General features: G+C 69.6%; 14 protein-coding genes and 1 pseudogene. 12 read left to right on the forward strand and 3 right to left on the reverse strand.

Going from position 1 to position 18,558, the window contains the following annotated elements; translation table 11 throughout:
- Positions 1-38: 38 nt before the first annotated feature.
- The 5 genes from UO65_RS17420 (at position 39) to UO65_RS17440 (ending at position 4,508) form a co-directional block, all read left to right on the forward strand.
- Positions 39-902 carry a hypothetical protein gene (locus UO65_RS17420; RefSeq protein ID WP_035283815.1) on the forward strand — a complete coding sequence of 288 codons (864 nt, stop codon included), beginning with the start codon at positions 39-41 and terminating at the stop codon, positions 900-902.
- A complete protein-coding gene (locus UO65_RS17425) occupies positions 899-2,113 on the forward strand; it encodes a peptidoglycan-binding domain-containing protein (RefSeq protein ID WP_152552134.1) in 1,215 nt (404 codons plus the stop codon). The genes UO65_RS17420 and UO65_RS17425 overlap by 4 nt, the downstream gene beginning before the upstream one ends.
- On the forward strand, positions 2,110-2,793 hold the full coding sequence (locus UO65_RS17430) for an ABC transporter ATP-binding protein (protein ID WP_035283819.1): 684 nt from the start codon (positions 2,110-2,112) through the stop codon (positions 2,791-2,793). The genes UO65_RS17425 and UO65_RS17430 overlap by 4 nt, the downstream gene beginning before the upstream one ends.
- Complete coding sequence (locus tag UO65_RS17435) at positions 2,784-4,013, forward strand: ABC transporter permease (RefSeq protein WP_035283821.1); 1,230 nt, start codon at positions 2,784-2,786, stop codon at positions 4,011-4,013. Before UO65_RS17430 ends, UO65_RS17435 begins: the two co-directional genes overlap by 10 nt.
- 228 nt (positions 4,014-4,241) lie before the next feature.
- Positions 4,242-4,508 carry a hypothetical protein gene (locus UO65_RS17440; RefSeq protein WP_035283824.1) on the forward strand — a complete coding sequence of 89 codons (267 nt, stop codon included), beginning with the start codon at positions 4,242-4,244 and terminating at the stop codon, positions 4,506-4,508.
- Between the two features lie 1,317 nt (positions 4,509-5,825).
- On the opposite strand, the gene UO65_RS17445 is transcribed toward UO65_RS17440, so the two are convergent.
- The gene (locus UO65_RS17445; RefSeq protein ID WP_035283826.1) at positions 5,826-6,470 is read right to left on the reverse strand and encodes a DedA family protein; all 645 of its coding nucleotides are present in this window, start codon (positions 6,468-6,470) and stop codon (positions 5,826-5,828) included.
- 367 nt (positions 6,471-6,837) lie between these two features.
- Between UO65_RS17445 and UO65_RS17450 the strand changes: the two genes are divergently transcribed.
- The 4 genes from UO65_RS17450 (at position 6,838) to UO65_RS17465 (ending at position 11,953) form a co-directional block, all read left to right on the forward strand.
- Complete coding sequence (locus tag UO65_RS17450) at positions 6,838-7,905, forward strand: sporulation protein (protein WP_035283829.1); 1,068 nt, start codon at positions 6,838-6,840, stop codon at positions 7,903-7,905.
- Positions 7,906-8,899: 994 nt separating this feature from the next.
- On the forward strand, positions 8,900-10,060 hold the full coding sequence (locus UO65_RS17455) for a heparan-alpha-glucosaminide N-acetyltransferase domain-containing protein (RefSeq protein WP_035283831.1): 1,161 nt from the start codon (positions 8,900-8,902) through the stop codon (positions 10,058-10,060).
- A gap of 142 nt (positions 10,061-10,202) precedes the next feature.
- The gene (locus UO65_RS17460) at positions 10,203-10,862 is read left to right on the forward strand and encodes a response regulator (RefSeq protein ID WP_035283834.1); all 660 of its coding nucleotides are present in this window, start codon (positions 10,203-10,205) and stop codon (positions 10,860-10,862) included.
- Entirely contained in the window at positions 10,859-11,953 is a 1,095-nt protein-coding gene (locus tag UO65_RS17465) for a sensor histidine kinase (RefSeq protein ID WP_233427681.1), read from the forward strand. The genes UO65_RS17460 and UO65_RS17465 overlap by 4 nt, the downstream gene beginning before the upstream one ends.
- 50 nt (positions 11,954-12,003) lie before the next feature.
- On the opposite strand, the gene UO65_RS17470 is transcribed toward UO65_RS17465, so the two are convergent.
- Positions 12,004-13,677: an ABC transporter ATP-binding protein gene (locus UO65_RS17470; RefSeq protein WP_233427682.1), complete on the reverse strand. Its 1,674-nt coding sequence runs from the start codon at positions 13,675-13,677 to the stop codon at positions 12,004-12,006.
- Positions 13,678-14,164: 487 nt separating this feature from the next.
- On the opposite strand from UO65_RS17470, the pseudogene UO65_RS37450 reads away from it, so the two are divergent.
- Together UO65_RS37450 and UO65_RS17485 are read left to right on the forward strand one after the other, a co-directional pair.
- Positions 14,165-14,368 (forward strand): annotated as a pseudogene (locus UO65_RS37450) (transposase); the annotation flags it as partial.
- Positions 14,369-14,661: 293 nt separating this feature from the next.
- On the forward strand, positions 14,662-15,930 hold the full coding sequence (locus UO65_RS17485; protein ID WP_233427689.1) for an alpha/beta hydrolase: 1,269 nt from the start codon (positions 14,662-14,664) through the stop codon (positions 15,928-15,930).
- Positions 15,931-16,204: 274 nt separating this feature from the next.
- Here UO65_RS17485 and UO65_RS17490 read toward each other — a convergent pair whose 3' ends face one another.
- The gene (locus UO65_RS17490; protein ID WP_161784474.1) at positions 16,205-16,906 is read right to left on the reverse strand and encodes a helix-turn-helix domain-containing protein; all 702 of its coding nucleotides are present in this window, start codon (positions 16,904-16,906) and stop codon (positions 16,205-16,207) included.
- Between the two features lie 382 nt (positions 16,907-17,288).
- Between UO65_RS17490 and UO65_RS17495 the strand changes: the two genes are divergently transcribed.
- A partial coding sequence (locus tag UO65_RS17495) for a DUF7779 domain-containing protein (RefSeq protein WP_233427684.1) occupies positions 17,289-18,558 on the forward strand: 1,270 nt, incomplete at its 3' end.

Below are 18,558 nucleotides of genomic sequence, written 5' to 3' on the forward strand. Positions count from 1 at the left end.
CTAACGGAGGATCAGTGAAGCCACGCAGGGAACTGTCCGTGATCTTGGCGATCGTGGTCGGCGTCATCCCGACTGCAACGGCCTGCGCGGCGGAGGCCCGCCCGGCTCTACCGCCGCTGCCGCCGGGGGCGCAGCGCCCGTTCGACCTGTTCCGCAGCGCGGATGTGGCGCTGATCAACGACGCGCAGATCAAGTTGCAGTCCCAGTGCATGGTCGACCGAGGGTACTCGCAGTTCTCGAACCTGTTGGCGGTGCACACGGAACCCGGTTTCGGGTTCGAGGCCGACCCGTTCGAGCCGCGCACCGAGGAGCAGGCCAGGCTGTACGGGTTGGGGAAGCCACGGCCTGCGACCCCTGGACGTGTGTCCGGGGCGGGGGATGCCGCGTACAACTCGGCAATCGACCACTGCGAGGCAACGGCCTGGAAGGCGGTCGTCGACACCGGTCCCTTCAGGCAGTACTACCAGTTGGGCAACGCCCTGGCCAGTGAGTACGGCGGTGTCCTGGATGAGGTCGGCGAGGACTTCCGCGACGCCGTGATCGACTGTTTGTCGGCAGGCGGCTTCACCGCTGCGGGTGGGGACCCCGGCTCGCCCGAGTCGTTCGGTGTCAAGCTGGGCAGCCACGTCGGCGGCAGCGAGCCTGCCGGAGAGGACGGCGGCACCACCGTGACGGTCCACCCGCCGACTCCCGCCATCGAGTACGTGCCGACGCAACAGGAGGTCGACTTCGCTGTCGCCCTCGTGCGGTGTCGAACGGAGACCGGCCTGTTCGCCAAGGCGGACCAGGTGGCCGAGGAAGAGCAGAGGTCCATCGTCGAGGACCACGCCGTCGAGTTCGTCGAGTTGAACCCCACGATCGAGGCCGCCGCCAAGGAGGCGGCGAAGGTGCTCGGCCGGTGACCCGACGCAGGCGGTGGGTCCGACCGGTTGTCATCACGCTCGCCTTCGCGGTCGTTCTCGGAGCCGCGACCTGGGTCGCCCCGTCACTCAAGTCGCCTGAGCAGGTCGCCGCGGACGCAGCCGCGCCCCCACCTTCATTGATCACCGTGGCCGCGCAGCGCAAGACGCTGGTGGAGAAGGTCCTCCTGCGCGGGAAGGTCGAGGCAGGCGCGTCGATCGGGGTGTCGGCGCCGGTCACGGGACCGAACGCCGTGGTGACCAATGTCTTCGTCAGTGCAGGCGACGTCCTGGTCGAGGGGAAAGTCGTCGTCGAGGTCTCCGGGGAACCGGTCTTCCCGCTGGTTCTGCCGTTTCCCCTGTACCGGGACATCAGCGACGGGATGACCGGGCCGGATGTGCACGAGGTGCAGAAGGCGTTGCGCCGCATGGGGTATCGGGTCCCCGGCTCCGGCGCGTTCGACGCGGCGACCCAGGCCGCTCTCGGACGCATGTACCTCGCGCGCGGCTATCGACTCACTCAACGGTCCGCCCCGCCGGCGGCAACGACCACCCCGGCCGCAGGCGATCCACAGGAAGAAGTGCACCCGCCGGTTGCGGTGGCGTTGTCGAAGGCGCACGTGATCCGCATCGACCGGCCGACCCGGGTGATCAGCAAGGTGGGTGTGGCCATCGGCGACGTCTTGGGGCAGACCGCCGCACCCGGTGCAGGAGAGTCCGGGGGAAACGGCCAGTCTCAGGCGCTGTTCGAACTCGACGCCGGACCGGCGACGGTGACGGCGGTGGTCGGCCAAGACCAGATCGGGGCGCTGCGGCCGGGTGCGGCCGCCGAGGTGATCGACGACGTGGGTGGCACGAGGTCCACGGCGGCGGTCGAGACCGTGGGGACCACACCGAGGCAAGGGTCCGACGGGGCGCCTGGGTACGACGTTCGTCTGGTCTTCCGCGGACCGGCCCTGGCACCCACGCCCAACCACACCGTTCGGGTCACGGTGGGTGACACGACTGGCGCGGCCCCGGTGCTCGCCGTCCCCATCACCGCCGTGTACTCACGAATGGACGGTTCGACCTTCGTCACGGTCGAGGATCGCGGCGCCACCACCGACCACGACGTCCGCGTCGGCGGAACGGCCGACGGGTGGGTGGCGATCGTCGACCCACCCACCGCGCTCACCGAGGGCACGCCGGTGGTCGTGGGCCGGGCCATCGGATGAGTGCCCTGCTCGACTTGCGGGGCGTCACCAGGGTGTACGACGACGGTCACGAAGTCATGGCCCTGCGGGAGACGGATCTGACCGTCCAAGCAGGTGACCACATCACGATCACCGGGCCGTCCGGCGCCGGGAAGTCAACGCTGCTGAACGTCCTGGGCCTGCTCGACAAGCCGAGCAGGGGGCAGTACCTCATCCAGGGCGTCGATTCCGGCGCGATGACCGAAGCCGTCCGGGGAGCGGTACGGGGTCAACTCTTCGGATTCGTGTTCCAGGCGTTTCACTTGCTCGCAGGACGGACGGCAGTGGAGAACGTCGGACTGGGCATGCTCTACGGACCTCATTCGCCCAAGGAGCGAGGGAACCGTGCAGCGGAGGCTCTCGACCGGGTGCGCATGTCCCACCGCGCGGACGCGGACCCCAGGACGCTGTCAGGTGGCGAGAAGCAACGGGTCGCGATCGCCAGGGCGATCGCGGGGGAACCCGCCGTGCTGTTCTGCGACGAGCCAACCGGCAACCTCGACTCGGTCAACACCGAAAACCTGCTTGAGTTGCTGCATGAGCTGCACCGCGATGGCCTCACACTGGTCATCGTCACGCACGACCGCGAAGTGGCCGCGCGCGGCGACCGCATACTCACCGTGCGCGACGGTTCCGTGACGGAGGCAGCCGGATGTCCTTGAAGTCGTTGGGACTCGTACCCGCGAGGTTGCGCCTCGGTGATCTGGCCATGGAGGCCCTGCATTCCGTCACCGGACACCCCGCACGGTCCCTGCTGACGGCCTTCGGCACGGTTCTCGGTGCGGCGGCGTTCGTGGCGACGCTCGGGATCTCCTCGACGATCTCAGGGCAGGTGTCGGAGAGTTTCGACGTGCGCCGGGCCACCGAGGTCACAGTGGCGCCCGCGTCCAGCGGGACAGGTGCCGAACGCGCACACCGAGACGAGCAACCCGACTGGCAGTCCGACGCGGCACTGGACCGGTTGAATCGCCTCAACGGTGTGGAGTCGGCGGGCAGGCGCCTGCTGCTGCCGGAGTTGGCGGTCTCCCGGTCCTTCAGCCTCGACGAGGGAGCGCCGACAAGGGTCATGGGAGTCGACGCCGGGGCGTTGCGAGTCATCGAACCGCACATCGTCCTCGGGCGGGGATTCGACGGATTCCACCATTCGAGTGGCCAACCGGTCGCCCTGCTCCCGATCGGCACCGCCGAACGCCTGGCGATCGATCGAGTTGGTGTCGCCGTGTTCATCAATGACCGGTCGTACATCGTGATCGGTGTTTTCGACGACGTGGAGAGCAAGCCGGAGACATTGGCCGGTGTTGTCGTCCCATACAGCAGCGCGGCGAGACTGGCTGACGGGATGCCCGACGTGCAGCACGACGTCGTGATCAGGACGATACCCGGGGCCGCATCCCTGATCGGTGCACAGGCGCCCCTGGCCCTCTCGCCCACCACCCCGACGGCGCTGACGGCCAACGCACCGCCGGACCCGAAGACGTTGCGCCGCGAAGTCGAAGCGAACGTGACGCAACTGTCCGTCATCCTCTCGTTCGTGTCACTGGCGATCGGCGCTGTTTCAATAGGCAACGCGGCAACCGCCCAGATCAGGTCCCGGGTCGGTGAGATCGGCCTGCGCCGCGCCGTCGGCGCGCGACCTGTGCACATCTTCGCCCAGCTGATCGGGGAGACGACCCTGCTCGGCACAGCAGGTGGCCTGCTCGGCAGCGCGACTGGCGTGCTGACCGTCGTCGCGGTGGCACTGTGGAACGGCTGGCAACCCGTCGTCGACCTGCCCTCGGCCGCCTTGGCCGTCGCAGGTGGGACCGCAGCCGGATTGCTGGCCGGACTCATCCCCGCATGGAGGGCCACCGCCGTGCAGCCGGTCGCCGCACTGCAACGCTGACCTGGAATTTTCAGCCACCTCGCACGCTGGGCCAGCAGAAGATCCACCAGAACACAGCACGTGAGAACACCCGGAAATCCATGACCTGATCCACCCTCTCCCACCACCCCGTGTCAACTGATCGGGCACCAGGTGACACTTCAGAGGAGACCTCGGATCAGGGGTCTTCGCAGGCCGAGCCCTGAGACCTGGGGGACAGCTCGGCACTGCCTTCACCTGGGGAACACGATGGACAAAGCCCCCAACGATCCCCAGCCCAAGCACTCCACCGTCCGCACTGCCCTCGTGCTGTTGCTCTCGCTGCTGACCGCCATCGCCGCGGGCATCCTGCTGCGTGCCGCCACCCACTCGACACCGCTGGCCGTGCTCACCGGCGGCACCGCTTTCGCGGGCGCTCGGGCCTTCGTCGACCGGCTCATCAGCCAGTCAGACAGCCTCCAAGCCACCCTGACATCCACAACGGGGTCGGCGGCTTGCAGTACTACCCAAGGTTGACCGATACGAACACAGCCACCCGCTCCTAACCCGACGACGAGAACACCCCAAGACGCCAGCACACAGAATGAGATCGAGCCGAGGACGCACCAAGACACGGACTCGGCCCCGACGACAGCAGCGCGTTCACCCTGGCGACCGATGACAGGTGCACGCAGCGCAACAGGCGGTCGGCTGGAGCAGATGTGGAGCAAGCTCTCGCGAAGAAGACCACCCAAGGACGCAAACCGTACTCAGCTGCAATCAACCGCACCACCCAACCAGGATGTTCTCCATTTCCGCAGGTCAGCGGCATGATCCGTCCGTGCTGGCAGTGTGAGGGTCAGGGGTTCGAGTCCCCCCAGCTCCACAATTGAACAACATTACATTTTCACCCGCTGACCTGAGAAGACATGGTCAGCGGATGATTTTTTTCGTCCCGAGTGGACAGTGGTGCACCGGCATGGAGCAGATCTGGAGCAGCGTGCCCGTCGGGCACCGAACAGGGTCACAATCTGCTCCAGCGTCGTTGACCCGATCGGGCATCCTTGTGGACCCCCGATCGTGGAAGCAGGTGCGGGCTGCCGAACGCCGAAGCTGCCGCGGGATTTCGGACCGCCATGGTGATCGCCGTGGCCATACCCCGGCCACGCATCTCCCCTGCCTCGGCATGCCAACGCCAGTAGCCGTTCAGCACCGCCCTGGCGGCCTCTGTGGTGACCTCGGGTGGCTCCGCACCGCCCCCTCGCAGGCCGACGACGGCACCAGCCAGGCGCGGCGGTCCACGGCCGTGGGAGCGGGCCTCCCGGCGCTCCAGCCACACGACGAAGCCCATGAGCGCCCCGGCTGGCGCCAAGGCGTCCGAGACGCCCGGCTCGGCCACGCACCTCGGCCAGACCTTCCAGCCAGCGTCATGGGCGCAGGGTGCTCGCGGGCCGCTGGGTGCGGACGTATCCTCGGGCGGCCACTTCGAGCGCGGCGAGACGCTCCTCCGAGGTGGCAGGGAGGCGTCAACGGGAGCGACCTGAACGGCCGCGTTCCGCACTCGGCGTTCGCCGCGTCCTTCAAGAACCAGGTCGGCACCGCTTCCCCGGACCACCGCGTCCAACGGCGCATGAGCCTCGCCCGCGGCACCCTGTGCCGTGACAACCGATCCATCTCATGACTCGCCTTCGCCGCCTGCTACGAATCCGAAAGCGCGTTCAGCACAACGCTCCGCCGCGTGGTCGGCTCGTCGCCCAAACGGTTCCGCGACACCGCCCACCAGCTCTCCTGGTCACAGCGCAAGTGGAAAGACCGGGAGTCCAGTGGTACCGCTGAGGTGATGCGAACCGGCGATCACACGACTTCCTCCAGCTCTTCGCTTTCGGCCGCCGCAGCCCGCTTGCGCCTGCGCAGCACCACGACCACGCCGACCACCACCACGGCACCCAGTACGACCCACATCGCCCCGCTGAACACCGACTCGACGTACTTCGCGGACGCGCCCGCGGCCGAGCCGATGCCGATGTGCAACGCCGACCAGCACCCCGCCCCCGCGATCGACGCGGGCAAGAACCGGCGGTACTCCAGCTTCGACGCACCCGCCGACGCAGGCGCCAGGGTCCGCACGACCGGCAGGAACCTCGCGGCGAACACCGCCCACGCACCCCGGCGCCGCAACAGGTCCCCCGCCTTGTCCCAGTGCTGCTGCCCCATCCTGCGCACGATCCGGCTGTCACGCAGCCGATCACCGCAACGGCGCCCAAGGTGGTGGCCGATGCTGTCCCCGGCGACCGCGCACGCCGTCACCACGAGCCACATGACCACGAACCGGGACATGCTCGTCACCGTCGTGGACGCCAGCAGCAACGCGGTCTCCCCCGGCGCGAGGAAACCCACCCCGAGGGTGCACTCCGCCAGCGTCAACGCACCCGTCACGGCCAGCACGGCGGGCTGCGGCAGACCGGCGAGCCCTTCGAGGGCATCGGTCAGAAAGGACATGGACTCCCCCAGGGGGACGCAGGACGAGCAAGAAGGTCACCGACAACACCGCGGCCCACTCGTCGTTGTGTGGTCCGAAGCGGTGATCGGCCTCAGCAGCAAGCGTGGAGTCCTGCCTGCGGACGGTGACCCGGTCAGTTGGCCGGAAGTCATCGCCGGTCGGCTGGACTTCTTCGAGTTCGTCCGCATCGCTGAGAACCGCACCGCCTTCCAGGGCCGGGGGTGCGGAGCGTGCCGACCGGCGGGGGTGGGTCCAGCCAGGCAGCGGGTTGTTCCGGACGTCCGGCAGGTGGGGGCGGCACCGGTGGCCCACAACACTGGGATGCGTCACGGGTTCGGTCATTCCGTCCCAGGAGGGGAGCTTCTCATGTTCAACCGGATGCTGAGTGCCTTCGGCATCGGTGGCCCGTCGGTCGACACCGTGCTGGACTCGCCGCATGCCGTGCCCGGTCAGTCGGTCACCGGACAGGTCCGCGTCCAGGGTGGCAGCTCGGACGCCGAGATCGGCCAGGTCGTGCTGTCCCTCGTGACCCGGGTCGACCGCGGCGGTTTCTCCTTCGGCCACGACGACGAACGCGGTGACGGCACGGAGTTCTCCCGGTCGGTGGTGCAGCAGGACCTGCGGGTGCCCGCGGGTCGACTGGTGTCGGTCCCGTTCCGGCTGGTGTTGCCGTGGGAGACGCCGATCACCGCGGTCGCGGGTGCGGCGCTGCCGGGGATGAGCGTGGGCGTGCGCACCGAGCTGGTCATCGCGGGCGCTCCCGACAAGGGTGATCTCGACGCTGTCCTGGTGGGTCCGCTGCCGTCGCAGAACGAGGTGCTGGACGCTTTCGGGCAGCTCGGTTTCTCGTTCCGCGGCACCGGTGTCGAGACGGGGCACCTGCCTGGGGTGGCGCACGAGCTCGGCTTCTTCCAGGAGCTCGAGTTCGTCCCGCCGGGGCAGTTCTCGGGCAGGGTCGACCAGGTCGAGCTGACCTTCGTCGCCACCGCGCACGAGCTGCGCGTGATCCTCGGGGCCGACCGGCGGCGGGGCGGGTTCAACTCCGGTGGGGACACCACCGGTCATCTCCGCGTATCCCACCAGGAGGCGCGGGCCACCGACTGGGTTTCCGCCATCGGCGCGTGGCTGACGCGGGTCGCCGCGCGTTCCGCGACGAACCCCGCCTTCGGCGGTGGCGCTCCCGACCCGGCGTTCATCGGTCAGCCGGGCCACAACCCCGCTTCCGGCGCACCGATGGGTCACGGCGGGCAACCCGTGTACGGGGGTCAGCGCGCTTTCGGCGGCCAGCCCGGTCACGGCGGCCACGACCACCAGCAGGACCAGCGACGCGGGGCGGGCATGGGCGGCATGCTCGCCGCCGGTGCGGGCGGTGTGCTCGGCGGCATGGCGCTGGGCGGCATGGCGGACGAGTTCTTCGGCGACGACGAGGGCTGACCCACCTCGATGTGGTTCCCGGGCGTGAGCGGCGTCAACAGCCCTCAGCCGCGGGCCCGTCGAAACCAGCGTGGCAGGTGCGGCCTCCCCGGCACCTGCCACGCTCCTCTTCTGCGGGGAGAACGAAACGCATGCCGAGCACCCCGGACCTGTCGGTGATCACCGGACCGGTCCCCGTCGCCGCGACCGTGGCCGGGGTGCTCGCCGTGATCGCGTTGCTGATCCGCAGAGACAGGTGGTCGTGACGGGAAGCGCCCCGGTCGCGAGCAACGCACATTTCGGCCTGTGCCCCACCACGCGTGCGGTGCTCGAGGTGTTCACGAATACCAGGGTGGACCCGGACGAGGCGGCACCGCCTGCGGCGCGCGTGCTCAAGGTCCCCGCCGGGCACCGGCTCGCCGATGTGTGGCGCAGGCCCGCTGACCTGCCTGAGAAGGGCACGGTGTCGGAGGCGGCGATTCCCGGTGCGTTCGCGGCGCGACCGGCGTGGAGCTGCCTGCCGCCCGCGTACGCGGCGACGCCTCGTCCGCGGCTGCCGGTCGTGGTGCTGCTACCGGGTCAGCCGGGGGCTCCGCGCGACTGGTTCGACGCGGGCCGCCTTCGCGAGCACCTTCGGCGCGTTCGCCCGCGAGCACGACGGGCCGGCTCCGGTCGTGGTGGTGGCCGATGTCCATGGCCCACCCGGGCTCGGTCGCGCTTCCCCGCACCGCCAACGCGGTCAGCCGCGCCTACCTGCCCGTGTCACCGCACGGCAGGGATTTCGCTTGTCGTCCAGGGTGATCGGCCGTTCGTGACCGACCTGCGCGGCCGGACCGGTCGGCTGCGCGGGTCCGGCCGACCGGCGGGGTCCGCACCGCGACCTGACGGGTGGTCGCCCACTCGGCGCTCCCACGACAGTGTCGCTGTGAAACAGATGCCACCAGACGACATCTCACCCGCGCGGGAATCAGCACGTCACCAACACGCGACACCGACCGCACCGTCGACAGGACGCTTGGTCGGGATCGACCTGGCGCGCGCCCTGGCCGTGTTCGGCATGTTCGTCGTGCACCTCGGTCCCGCGGCCACCGCCACGACCGGCATCGGCTCCTGGGTGCGGCACCTGGCCGAGGGGCGCTCGTCCGCGCTGTTCGCGACCCTCGCCGGGTTCTCCCTCGTGCTGCTCGCCGGCCGTCTGGAGCCCAAGACAGGTCTGGCCGGTCGTCAGGCGAAGGTGCGCATCGCGATCCGGGCGGTGGTCCTCCTGGCGCTGGGCACCGTGATGGCCGCGTTCTACGGCGGCGTGGTGATCCTCGCCTTCTACGGCGTCTACTTCCTGCTGGCCCTGCCGCTGGTGCGGCTGCGCGCCCGCACCCTCGCGATCACCGCGGCCGTGCTCGCCGTGGTGCTGCCGCCCCTGGCGCTGGGCGTCAAGGCACTGGTGACCGAGCCGGTCAGCACCGCGCTCAAGGCCTACGACCCGCTGGACCTCGTCGGCGGTGTGGGCGTGCTCGACCTGCTGCTCACCGGCCTCTACCCGGCGATCCCCTGGATGGCGTTCGTCACCGCGGGCATGGCGCTGGGCAGGCTGGACCTGTCCACCCACACCGTACGGCGACGGTTGGCCGTGTTCGGCCCTGGCCTGGCCGTCTTCGCCCACGGCACCTCGTGGCTGATGTCGCGGTTGTTCGAGGGCGTGCGGACGGCCGCGGAGACACAGAGGCGGTGGCTCTCCGCCACCGGTGCGAAGTCAGGTCCGAAAGACCTCGGCGCCATGGGTGACACGGCGTCGCCCGACGGGCTCGGGTCGGTGTGGTCGTTGCTGACGGCGGGGCCGCACAGCGGCATGCCGTTCGACGTCATCGGCTGCGTGGGGGTCGCGATCACCGTGATCATCGGTGCCACGGTGGCACTGGACCGCTTGCCGTTGCTGCGCCGACTCGCGGCGCCGGTCATCTCGGTGGGCACCATGTCCCTCACCGCCTACGTCGGCCACTTCGTCCTGTCGCCCCAACTGGCGGGTGGCGGGAACGAATCGCGGACCTCCTGGACGCCGGTGCTCCTGTTCATCCTCGGGGTGACGGTGTTCGCCTGGGTCTGGTCCCGCTTCTTCCGCAGGGGCCCGTTGGAGTACCTGCTGAACCTCGCGACCAAGCCCGCGGAGCGCGTTCGCTGAGGTTCGGACGAACCGGGTCCTCCCCGCCGACCGGCAGGCCCGAACCCGCCGGTCGGCGGGGAGGGTCCGCCAGCTCCCGGATGGCGGGCCCGCACCGGTGGCGGGGAGACTGCACCCGTACAGGTCCGCAAAGGAGAAACGCATGATCCGGGTGGTCGTCGTGGACGACGAGGAGCTGGTGCGGACGGGGTTCCGCCTCATCCTGCAGGCGGCCGGGGACATCAAGGTGGTCGCGACCCCGACCGGGGCGCAGGCGGTGCGGGAGATCAGCCTGCTCAAGCCCGACGTCGTGCTGCTCGACATCCGGATGCCCGACGTGGACGGCCTCACGATCCTGCGCCGGTTGCAGGGCCTCAAGCCGCCGCCGGTCGTGGCGATGCTGACGACGTTCGACTCGGACGAGTACATCGCCACCGCGCTGCGGACGGGCGCGTCCGGGTTCGTGCTCAAGGACACCGGCCCCGAACAACTCGCGCAGATGGTCCGCACTCTCGCCCACGGCGGCGTGGTGCTCTCCCCCAAGGTCACCCGGACCGTGGTCGACGGCTACCTGGGGTCCGGCGCGGGGTCGGACGCGGCCGAGCAGGTCGATCTGCTCACCGACCGGGAACGCGTGGTGCTCGTGCTGATCGCCGAGGGGCTGTCCAACACCGAGATCGGCGCGCGAATCCACATCAGCGTGGGCACGGTGAAGGACCACGTCAGCGCCATCCTCACCAAGCTGCGCGTCGGCAGCAGGGTGCAGGCCGCTCTCGTGGCGCAGCGCGCCGGGCTGCTCGAAGGCGATCAGGAGCCCCGGTGAACCCCCGGATTCCGGTCCGCCTCGCGGTGCTCGCGCTCGCGGTGGCCGAGGGCGTGCTGACGATGATCAGCGAGGAGGACCCGTACGGCGTGGTCCCGATCGCGATCGCGGTGCTCGCCCTGCCTGCGCTCGAGCGCCTGCCGCTGCCCGCGTTCCTGGCGACGTTGCCCGCGGTGCTGGCCCCCGGCGCGATCGTCCCGGCGATCATCGGTCTCTACGTGGTCTCCAGCCGCTCCCGCGACTGGTGGGTCCTGGCGGGCTGCGGGCTGCTGGCCGCGGCCGGGTTCGTCTTTCCGACGGCGGACCTCGCCCCGTCGATCTGGAACTCCTACACGCTGCTCGGGGTCATCTACTTCACGATGACCGCGCTCGCCCCGATCCTGCTCGGCCAGTTCCTGCGCTCCCGGCGCGAGCTGGCGCTGCGGCTGGAGGAGGTGAAGGAGGCGAGGGAGCACGAGCGCAGGCTCGACGCCGAGGCGATCCTGGCCAAGGAACGCAACCAGCTCGCCCGCGAGATGCACGACGTCGTCTCCCACCAGGTGAGCCTGATCGCCGTGCAGGCGGCAGCGCTCCAGGTCAGCACCGCGGACCCGGACGCCAAGCTGGCCGCCGCGAACGTGCGGCAGTTGTCGGTCACCACCCTCGACGAACTGCGGCACATGGTGAACCTGCTGCGCGCTTCCGGCACCCCGGCCACCGAGCTCACCCCGCAGCCCACGCTCACCGACCTCGAACGCCTCATCGCAGGCAGTGCGATCGACGCGCAGCTGGTCAGCAACGTTCCGGAAGGCCTCGAACCGCCGGTGCAGCGGGCGATCTACCGCACCGTCCAGGAAGCGTTGACCAACGTGCGCAAGCACGCGCCGGGTGCCTGCGCCGTCGTGGAGATCAGCCACGATGACACCGACCTGACGGTGACGGTCACCAACACCCGGCCGACCCGGCCACACCTCGCGCTCCCCAGCGCCCGCCACGGCCTGGTCGGCCTGCACGAACGAGCGGCGTTGCTGAACGGCAAGCTGCACACCGGCCCCACGGCCGACGGCGGTTTCCAGCTGCGGCTGATCCTTCCCCTCACCGCACACGGCTGACTCCCGAGCGGGAAAAGGGACGGCCCTGCGGCGAACCGCAGGGCCGTCGCTCACCCGCCGCGCTCGCCGGTGAGAAGCTGCGTGGCGGCGAACTCGGCGTAGAGCGGATCGCTCGCGACGAGTTCGTCGTGGGTGCCGACAGCCCGCACCGTGCCGCTGTCGAGCACCACGATCCGGTCCGCCTGCGTCACCGTCGACAGCCGGTGCGCCACCACGAGCACCGTCATCGTCTTCGCCGCTGTGGTGACGACGTCCCGGATGGCCATCTCGTTCGCGGCGTCCAGTTGCGAGGTGATCTCGTCCAGCAGCAGCACTCGCGGCAGGCTGACCAGCGCGCGAGCGAGCGCGACCCGTTGCCGCTCCCCACCGGACAGGGAGCCACCGCAGTGCCCGACGGGGGTGTCCAGACCGGCGGGCAACCGGTCGACCAGCGAGTCCAGCCTCGTCCGCGCCACAACGTCGCGGACCTCCTCATCCGTCGCGTCCGGGCGGCCGTAGACGAGGTTCTCGCGCAACGACCCGGACAGCATGGGCGCGTCCTGTTCGACGTAGCCGATCCCCGCCCGCAGCCCCACCAAGTCCCAGTCCGCGAGGTCGCGGCCGTCCAGGCGGATGCGACCCGAGTCGGGCTCGTGGAACCTCTCGATCAGCGCGAACAGGGTGGACTTGCCCGCGCCGGACGGCCCGACGAAGGCGGTCATGCCCGACGCGGGCACCTCGACGCTCACGCCCCGCAGGACCTCCGGCAGGTCCGGGCCGTAGCGGAACCGCACGTCGGAGAAGCTCAGGCGTCCTCCACCCCGCTCGGCGGGCCTGGCGGCGACGGAGCCGCCGGTGCCGACGGGCTCGGTCCGCATCTGCTCGACCTCACGCAGCCTGCGCACCGCGGCGAAACCGATCTGCAGCTTGCTGCCCGCGTGCAGGACCTGCCCGATCGGTTCCTCCAGGAAGAACAGGAACAGCAGGAACGCCACCAGCGTGGACAGCGGTATCGCGCCGGTCGCGACGCGCGCGCCGCCGACACCGAGCACGGCGAGGAAGGACGCCTGCACCGCGAGACCGTTGACGCCGTGCACCAAGGCCTCCCACCGCGCCGATCGCACACCGGCACGCCAGGCCTCCCGGGCACCGTGTTCGACGGCCGCGATCTCCCTGGCCTCGGCTCCGGCGGCCTTGACGGTGCCGAAGGCACCGAGCACCCGCTCCAGCCGTGCACCGGTCTCCCCGACAGCGCTCTGCGCGGCGTGCGAGGACTTCTCGATCATCGGCATCCCGGCGAGCGCGAGCAGGCCCACGACCGCGAGCACGGCCAGGGTGATGCCCAGCAGGACCAGGTCCATCGTCCCCATCATCACGACCATCACCACGGTCGTCGCCGTACCGGTGATCAATCCGACGAGGGCGTGCGTGCAGACCTCGCGCAGCAACGTCGTGTCACCGGTGAACCGGGACAGCAGATCGCCCGGCTCGGCGCGCTGGAACTCGGGTACCCGCAACGACAGCAACCGCCTCGCCAGCCGTTTCCTGGCGCCCAGCACGACCGACTCGGCGGCACGCTCGAGCAGGTAGTTGCCTGCCATCGCGATCACGGCACCGGCCAGCGCGAGACCGACCAGCAGCACCAGCAAGCCGGTGATCCCGCCGCCCGCGCCCAGGCGGTCCACCAACTCCTTGGCCGCCAACGGCAGCGCCGCGGCGGCGAGGCCGCTCAACAGGACGAGCAACCCTCCGCAGAGGATGGTGCGCCGCTGCGGTCTGGCATGCTCCAGAAGGGCCCGCAAGGTCGTGCGGTCGATCAGGGTGTGCACGGGAAACAACTCCGATTGTCCGGTCGTGAACGTGGAGCGCGATCCGGGCAGGCGGGAACGCCACCGCGGACCGGCCTCACGATCCTCGTCCCCGCCACCGCCCGGCGGCACCCGCGGACCAGCCGGAGCGCCCAGCCGAGTGGCCGGGTGCGGACAGCCGGTCAGGGGATACCGGACTTCTCCGGAACAGCGCACCGCGACGCGGCCGACACACCGGCCACAGCCTCGTCCACCCACATCGGCGTGACCGGCCTCGTGACCGCGGGCGTCATCATCGGTCTGCTCGACGACCGGTCGATCAAGATCGCGCCGAACACCGAGGCGATGCTGCGCGTGGCCGAGATCGTGCTCGCCGGGGTGGTCGTGCCCATCGACTCCGCCCCGCCGAACGGCTCGTGCGCTCATCGCCCGCCGCGGCGTCGAACACGGCTCCGGGCTCAGCGTGCGCCGCTGGGTCGTCGAGCGGGCCTTGGCGTTGTTGCACCGGTTCCGCCGCCTGCGCACCCGCTGGGAGATCCGCGACGACATCCACGGAGCCTTCCTCGGCGCCGCCTGCTCGATCACCTGCCCGCAGGGCGCTTCACCTGGGCAGGAGGTCCGTGGTTGACCTTGCCCCAAGGGCATGAGCTGGGATGGGTTCGCAAATCACCGGATCAGACGTGCGGGGGAACGACCATGCACTGGAAACATCGACCCGGCCGTGGGTGGGTTCTCGCGGCCGTGCTCGGCTTGAGTGTCCCTCTGGCCGCGCCCGCGATGGCCGACGCGCAGGCGACGCGGCTGGGGTGGACCGCCTGCCCCGACGACGTGGTGGCGGGAGCCGCTCCACGTGAGCTGCAATGCGCCGTGGTGCCGGTTCCGCTGGACTACACCGACCCGGGCGGTGTTCAGATCAACCTGATGATCTCCCGGCTCGCCAGCACGAACCCGGGCAAACGCCGGGGCGTGCTGATTCTCAACCCCGGTGGTCCCGGCGGTTCGGGTCTGGTTCTGTCCGCGCAACTGGCGAACAAGGGGCTGCCGACCAGTGTGTTGGACAGCTATGACCTGATCGGGGTGGACACCCGTGGTGTCGGCCGCTCCGCACCGGTGAGCTGCGCTTTCACCACCACCGGGCCGTACTTGGCCAACATTCCGCCCTACGCGGTCGACGACGCGGCGGTCACCGCGCAGGCCGCTGTGGCGAAGCGGGTCGCAGAGCAGTGCACGGCCAATGACCGCGACAACAGGTTGCGACACTTGACCACCGCGAACAACGCTCGCGACATGGACCGCATCCGGGCCGCGCTCGGTGAGCGGAAAACCAGCTTCTTCGGCCTCTCCTATGGTTCAGCCCTGGGGGCCGCCTACGCCTCGATGTTCCCCGAGCGTTCAGACCGGATCGTGCTCGACAGCAACGTCGGCGACACCCACCTCGACCACGACGGCATGCGCCGCTATGCGCTGGGCATGGAGCAGACGTTCCCGGACTTCGCCGAATGGGCCGCGGAACGACACGGTGCCTACGGTCTCGGCCGTACACCCGCGCAGGTGCGCCGAACTTACTTCGAGATTGCCGAAAAACTCGACAAGCAGCCCGTGGACGGCCTGGACGGTTCACTGTTCCGGCTCAACCTCTTCGGCAACTTGTTCAACGAGTCGCTGTACGCGAAAACAGCGCAGTTGTGGCAGATCCTGCGCCAGGACAGCCCCTCGGCACCGGGCCTGCGGGCAAACACGAAAACCGAGCTGCTGCCCACGGACAACTTCCTCACCGTGTTCCTCGCCGTGACCTGCAACGACGTCGAATGGCCCACCGACATCGACACCTACCGGCGCGCGGTGGCCGAAGACCGCCAGCGGTACCCGCTTTTCGGGGCGTCCGCTGCGAACATCACCCCCTGCGCCTACTGGCCACACCGACCAGCCGAGCCACCGGTGCCGGTCAACGACAAAGGTCCCCGGAACGTGCTGATCCTGCAGAACCAGCACGACGTGCCCACTCCGCACCGCGGCGGCGAATTGCTGCGGGAGAAGTTCGCGCAGCGATCCCGGATGGTCAGCGTCGAAGGCAGCGGGCACGGGGTCTACGTCGTGGGCGGCAACGCCTGCGCGTTGAACGTCACCACCACGTACCTGGTTGACGGCAGCCTGCCTCGAGACCAGCGCTGCAAGGCATCCCCGGAATAGCGCGATGCGGCGCCCGGCTGAGCTTGCGAGGGCGATACGAGCCTGCTCAGCCGGGCCGCCGACCGGCGAATTCCTCACCTGCGAGCGTTCCCCTGAAACGCCGAATCACCTTTTCAGGCACCTGAGGTCGACTCCGCCCTCGGGCCACACCCGACACTCGGCGCCATGAGCATGATCAACGACGTTTCCCGTGGGTCGATATCGGAAGCTGAGCGGACTGCCGTCCGGTCGCCCACCAGAAACGACATACGCACATTCGGCCACGTGGCTTCGATCAGTTTCCCGCCCGCACTTGTGCGTGTGCGAGAGCGAGGGCCTTGAGCTGGGCGGCGTTGAACCGCTCGACGACAGCAGATCCGATCGCAGCCTCGGCGAGCTCTTGGCGCCGCGTTCCCCCGGAGCACGGGTCCGCCATCCACGGGAACCGGGCATGGCTGCGCTGGATCGACTCGGCCAGGCGGCTCGCGATCGCCGCGACAGCCCCATCGTCGGCGTCCTCGGAAAGACGATCGAACTCCTCATCGACACCACGGTCGGTGGGCTCCGCCATCAACCGACAGAGGTCATCGATGGCGTGATCCGGCAAAGTCCCGGAGAACACCGTCAACATCGCCCAGTCTTTCTCCGACAGCCCGTCAGCGACGCCCCCGAACCGTGCCGGGGAATCCAACGGAGCACCGTGCTCGCGCTGGACCGCAAGCTCCCCGCGAATTCGCTGTAGCTGCTCGACCGTATCCGCCAACTTGGCGTCAAGCATGCAGAACGTGTCTTCCGAACCACCGTCGTCACCTCCCATCTCCCGAATCTGGGCGAGCGAAAGGCCGATGTCGGTCAAGCGCTTGATCCGGAGCAACCGGACAAGATGAGCCACGTGGTACTGCTTGTACCCGTTGGGTGCCCGGTCAGGCAGGTCGAGCACACCAATCCGGTGATAATGCCGCACCGTTTTGACAGTCGTGCCGGCCAGCTCTGCCAACTGCCGCGTGCTCCACACCACACCCACCCCCCCACTGCCCGCTGTCACGCCAGACAGTCCAGAGACGACCACCAGACAACCCAGCAGCGACGGCAAGCCTTCTGAACATTACTTCTCGACCTGTTCACCGAACGTCGCACTCTCACTTCACCCTACTGCAACGGCACTTATGCGAGTGGGTAGCCGCATCGTTCGCAGTGGCTGAGACGGCACGCCCGCCTCGGTTCAGCCCGGGCCCTTTCCGCCCGACGGCCGCGCGGCTCGGCAGTGGTCGTCGTCGGCAGTCCGCTGCGGGTCGGAGGTGGTCCGAGGCCGGGGCGATTCTCCCCCGACGTGTCAGGTCCGGTACCGGATACGGTTTCGCATGGCCGATGATGGGCCGATGGACGAGGACACCCCTCATGACCGCATGGACGTGAGTGGCCGAGCCACCAACGCGGTCCAGGCGCGCAGCGTGCGGGATGTCCACTTCCACGGCCCGTCCCCGTACCAGGGGAAGATCGCCCCACCGTGCCTGTGGGGGGCGGTTCCGGACATCGCGCCGGGCTACCAGCCGCGTGCGACCACCACGGCGCTCCCCACCACCAGCGGATGCACGGTGGTCTTCGGGACCGCCGGGGTCGGCAAGACCCAACTGGTCGCCGAATACGCCCACCAGGAGTGGAACGGGAACAGGGTCGAGCTCCTGGCATGGATCACGGCGACCTCCCGCGCGGACCTGGTTTCCGGTTACACGGCCCTGGCCCAGGCCTTGACCGGGCGGGAGGACCCGGACCTCGCGATCCAGCTGCTCTTCAGTTGGTTCGCCACCACGGGCACCCGCTGGCTGGTCGTCCTGGACGACATCTGGCGCCCCCAGGACATCGAGAACCTGTGGCCGCCGTCGTCGCCGGTCGGGCGGACCATCGCCACCACCCGCCGTCAGGACGCGGCTTTCCAGACCCCGGGGCGCAGCTACGTCGAACTCGGCCTCTTCACCCCGGAGCAGTCCCGGGCCTGCCTCGAGGAGCGCCTGCGCGGTCGGCAGGACCTGTTGCGGGGGGTGGGGGCGATCGGGGAACTGGTCAGCCACCTGCCGCTGGCGATCGGCCAGGTCGCGGCGTACATCGCCGACCGCGGTCTGACCTGCGAGGCGTATGCCGTCCGCTGGGATAACCGCAGGCGCACCCTGAAGGACCTCTTCCCACCGCAGACCGAGCTGTTGGCCTCGGAACGAGCGGTGGCGACCACGTGGGCGCTGTCGGTGGACCGGGCGAACGAACTGGCGCCGCGGGGCATCGCGGGCAAGGTCCTCGACATCGCCGCCGTGCTCGACGCCAACGGCATCCCCGAGTCCGCCCTGGTCTCCGCAGCCGTGACGAAGTACGTGGGCACGGACGCGACGCAGGACGACCTGAGCGACGCGCTCGGCTGCCTGACCCGCCTTTCCCTGGTCACCAGGACGGGCCAGTCCGGTCAGATCCGCGTGCACTCCCTCACGCAACGCGCGACCCTGGAATCGATGGCACCCGGCGACCGGGCCACCTGCGTCCGGGTGGCCGCGGACACGCTGCTGGAGGTGTGGCCGGACACCGACACCACGAAACCCCTGAGCCCGGACGCCATCGCCCTGGCCGAGGTCCTGCGGGCGAACGCCATCGCCCTGGCCGAGG

This window comes from Actinokineospora spheciospongiae (assembly GCF_000564855.1).
GTDB lineage: Bacteria > Actinomycetota > Actinomycetes > Mycobacteriales > Pseudonocardiaceae > Actinokineospora > Actinokineospora spheciospongiae.

Excerpts from the sequence above, each read along its gene's own strand:
- UO65_RS17460 (WP_035283834.1), top strand. The coding sequence starts at position 10,203 with ATGATCCGGGTGGTCGTCGTGGACGACGAGGAGCTGGTGCGGACGGGG.
- UO65_RS17485 (WP_233427689.1), top strand. The coding sequence starts at position 14,662 with ATGATCTCCCGGCTCGCCAGCACGAACCCGGGCAAACGCCGGGGCGTG.
- UO65_RS17430 (WP_035283819.1), top strand. The coding sequence starts at position 2,110 with ATGAGTGCCCTGCTCGACTTGCGGGGCGTCACCAGGGTGTACGACGAC.
- UO65_RS17440 (WP_035283824.1), top strand. The coding sequence starts at position 4,242 with ATGGACAAAGCCCCCAACGATCCCCAGCCCAAGCACTCCACCGTCCGC.
- UO65_RS17435 (WP_035283821.1), top strand. The coding sequence starts at position 2,784 with ATGTCCTTGAAGTCGTTGGGACTCGTACCCGCGAGGTTGCGCCTCGGT.
- UO65_RS17445 (WP_035283826.1), bottom strand. The coding sequence starts at position 6,470 with ATGTCCTTTCTGACCGATGCCCTCGAAGGGCTCGCCGGTCTGCCGCAG.
- UO65_RS17450 (WP_035283829.1), top strand. The coding sequence starts at position 6,838 with ATGTTCAACCGGATGCTGAGTGCCTTCGGCATCGGTGGCCCGTCGGTC.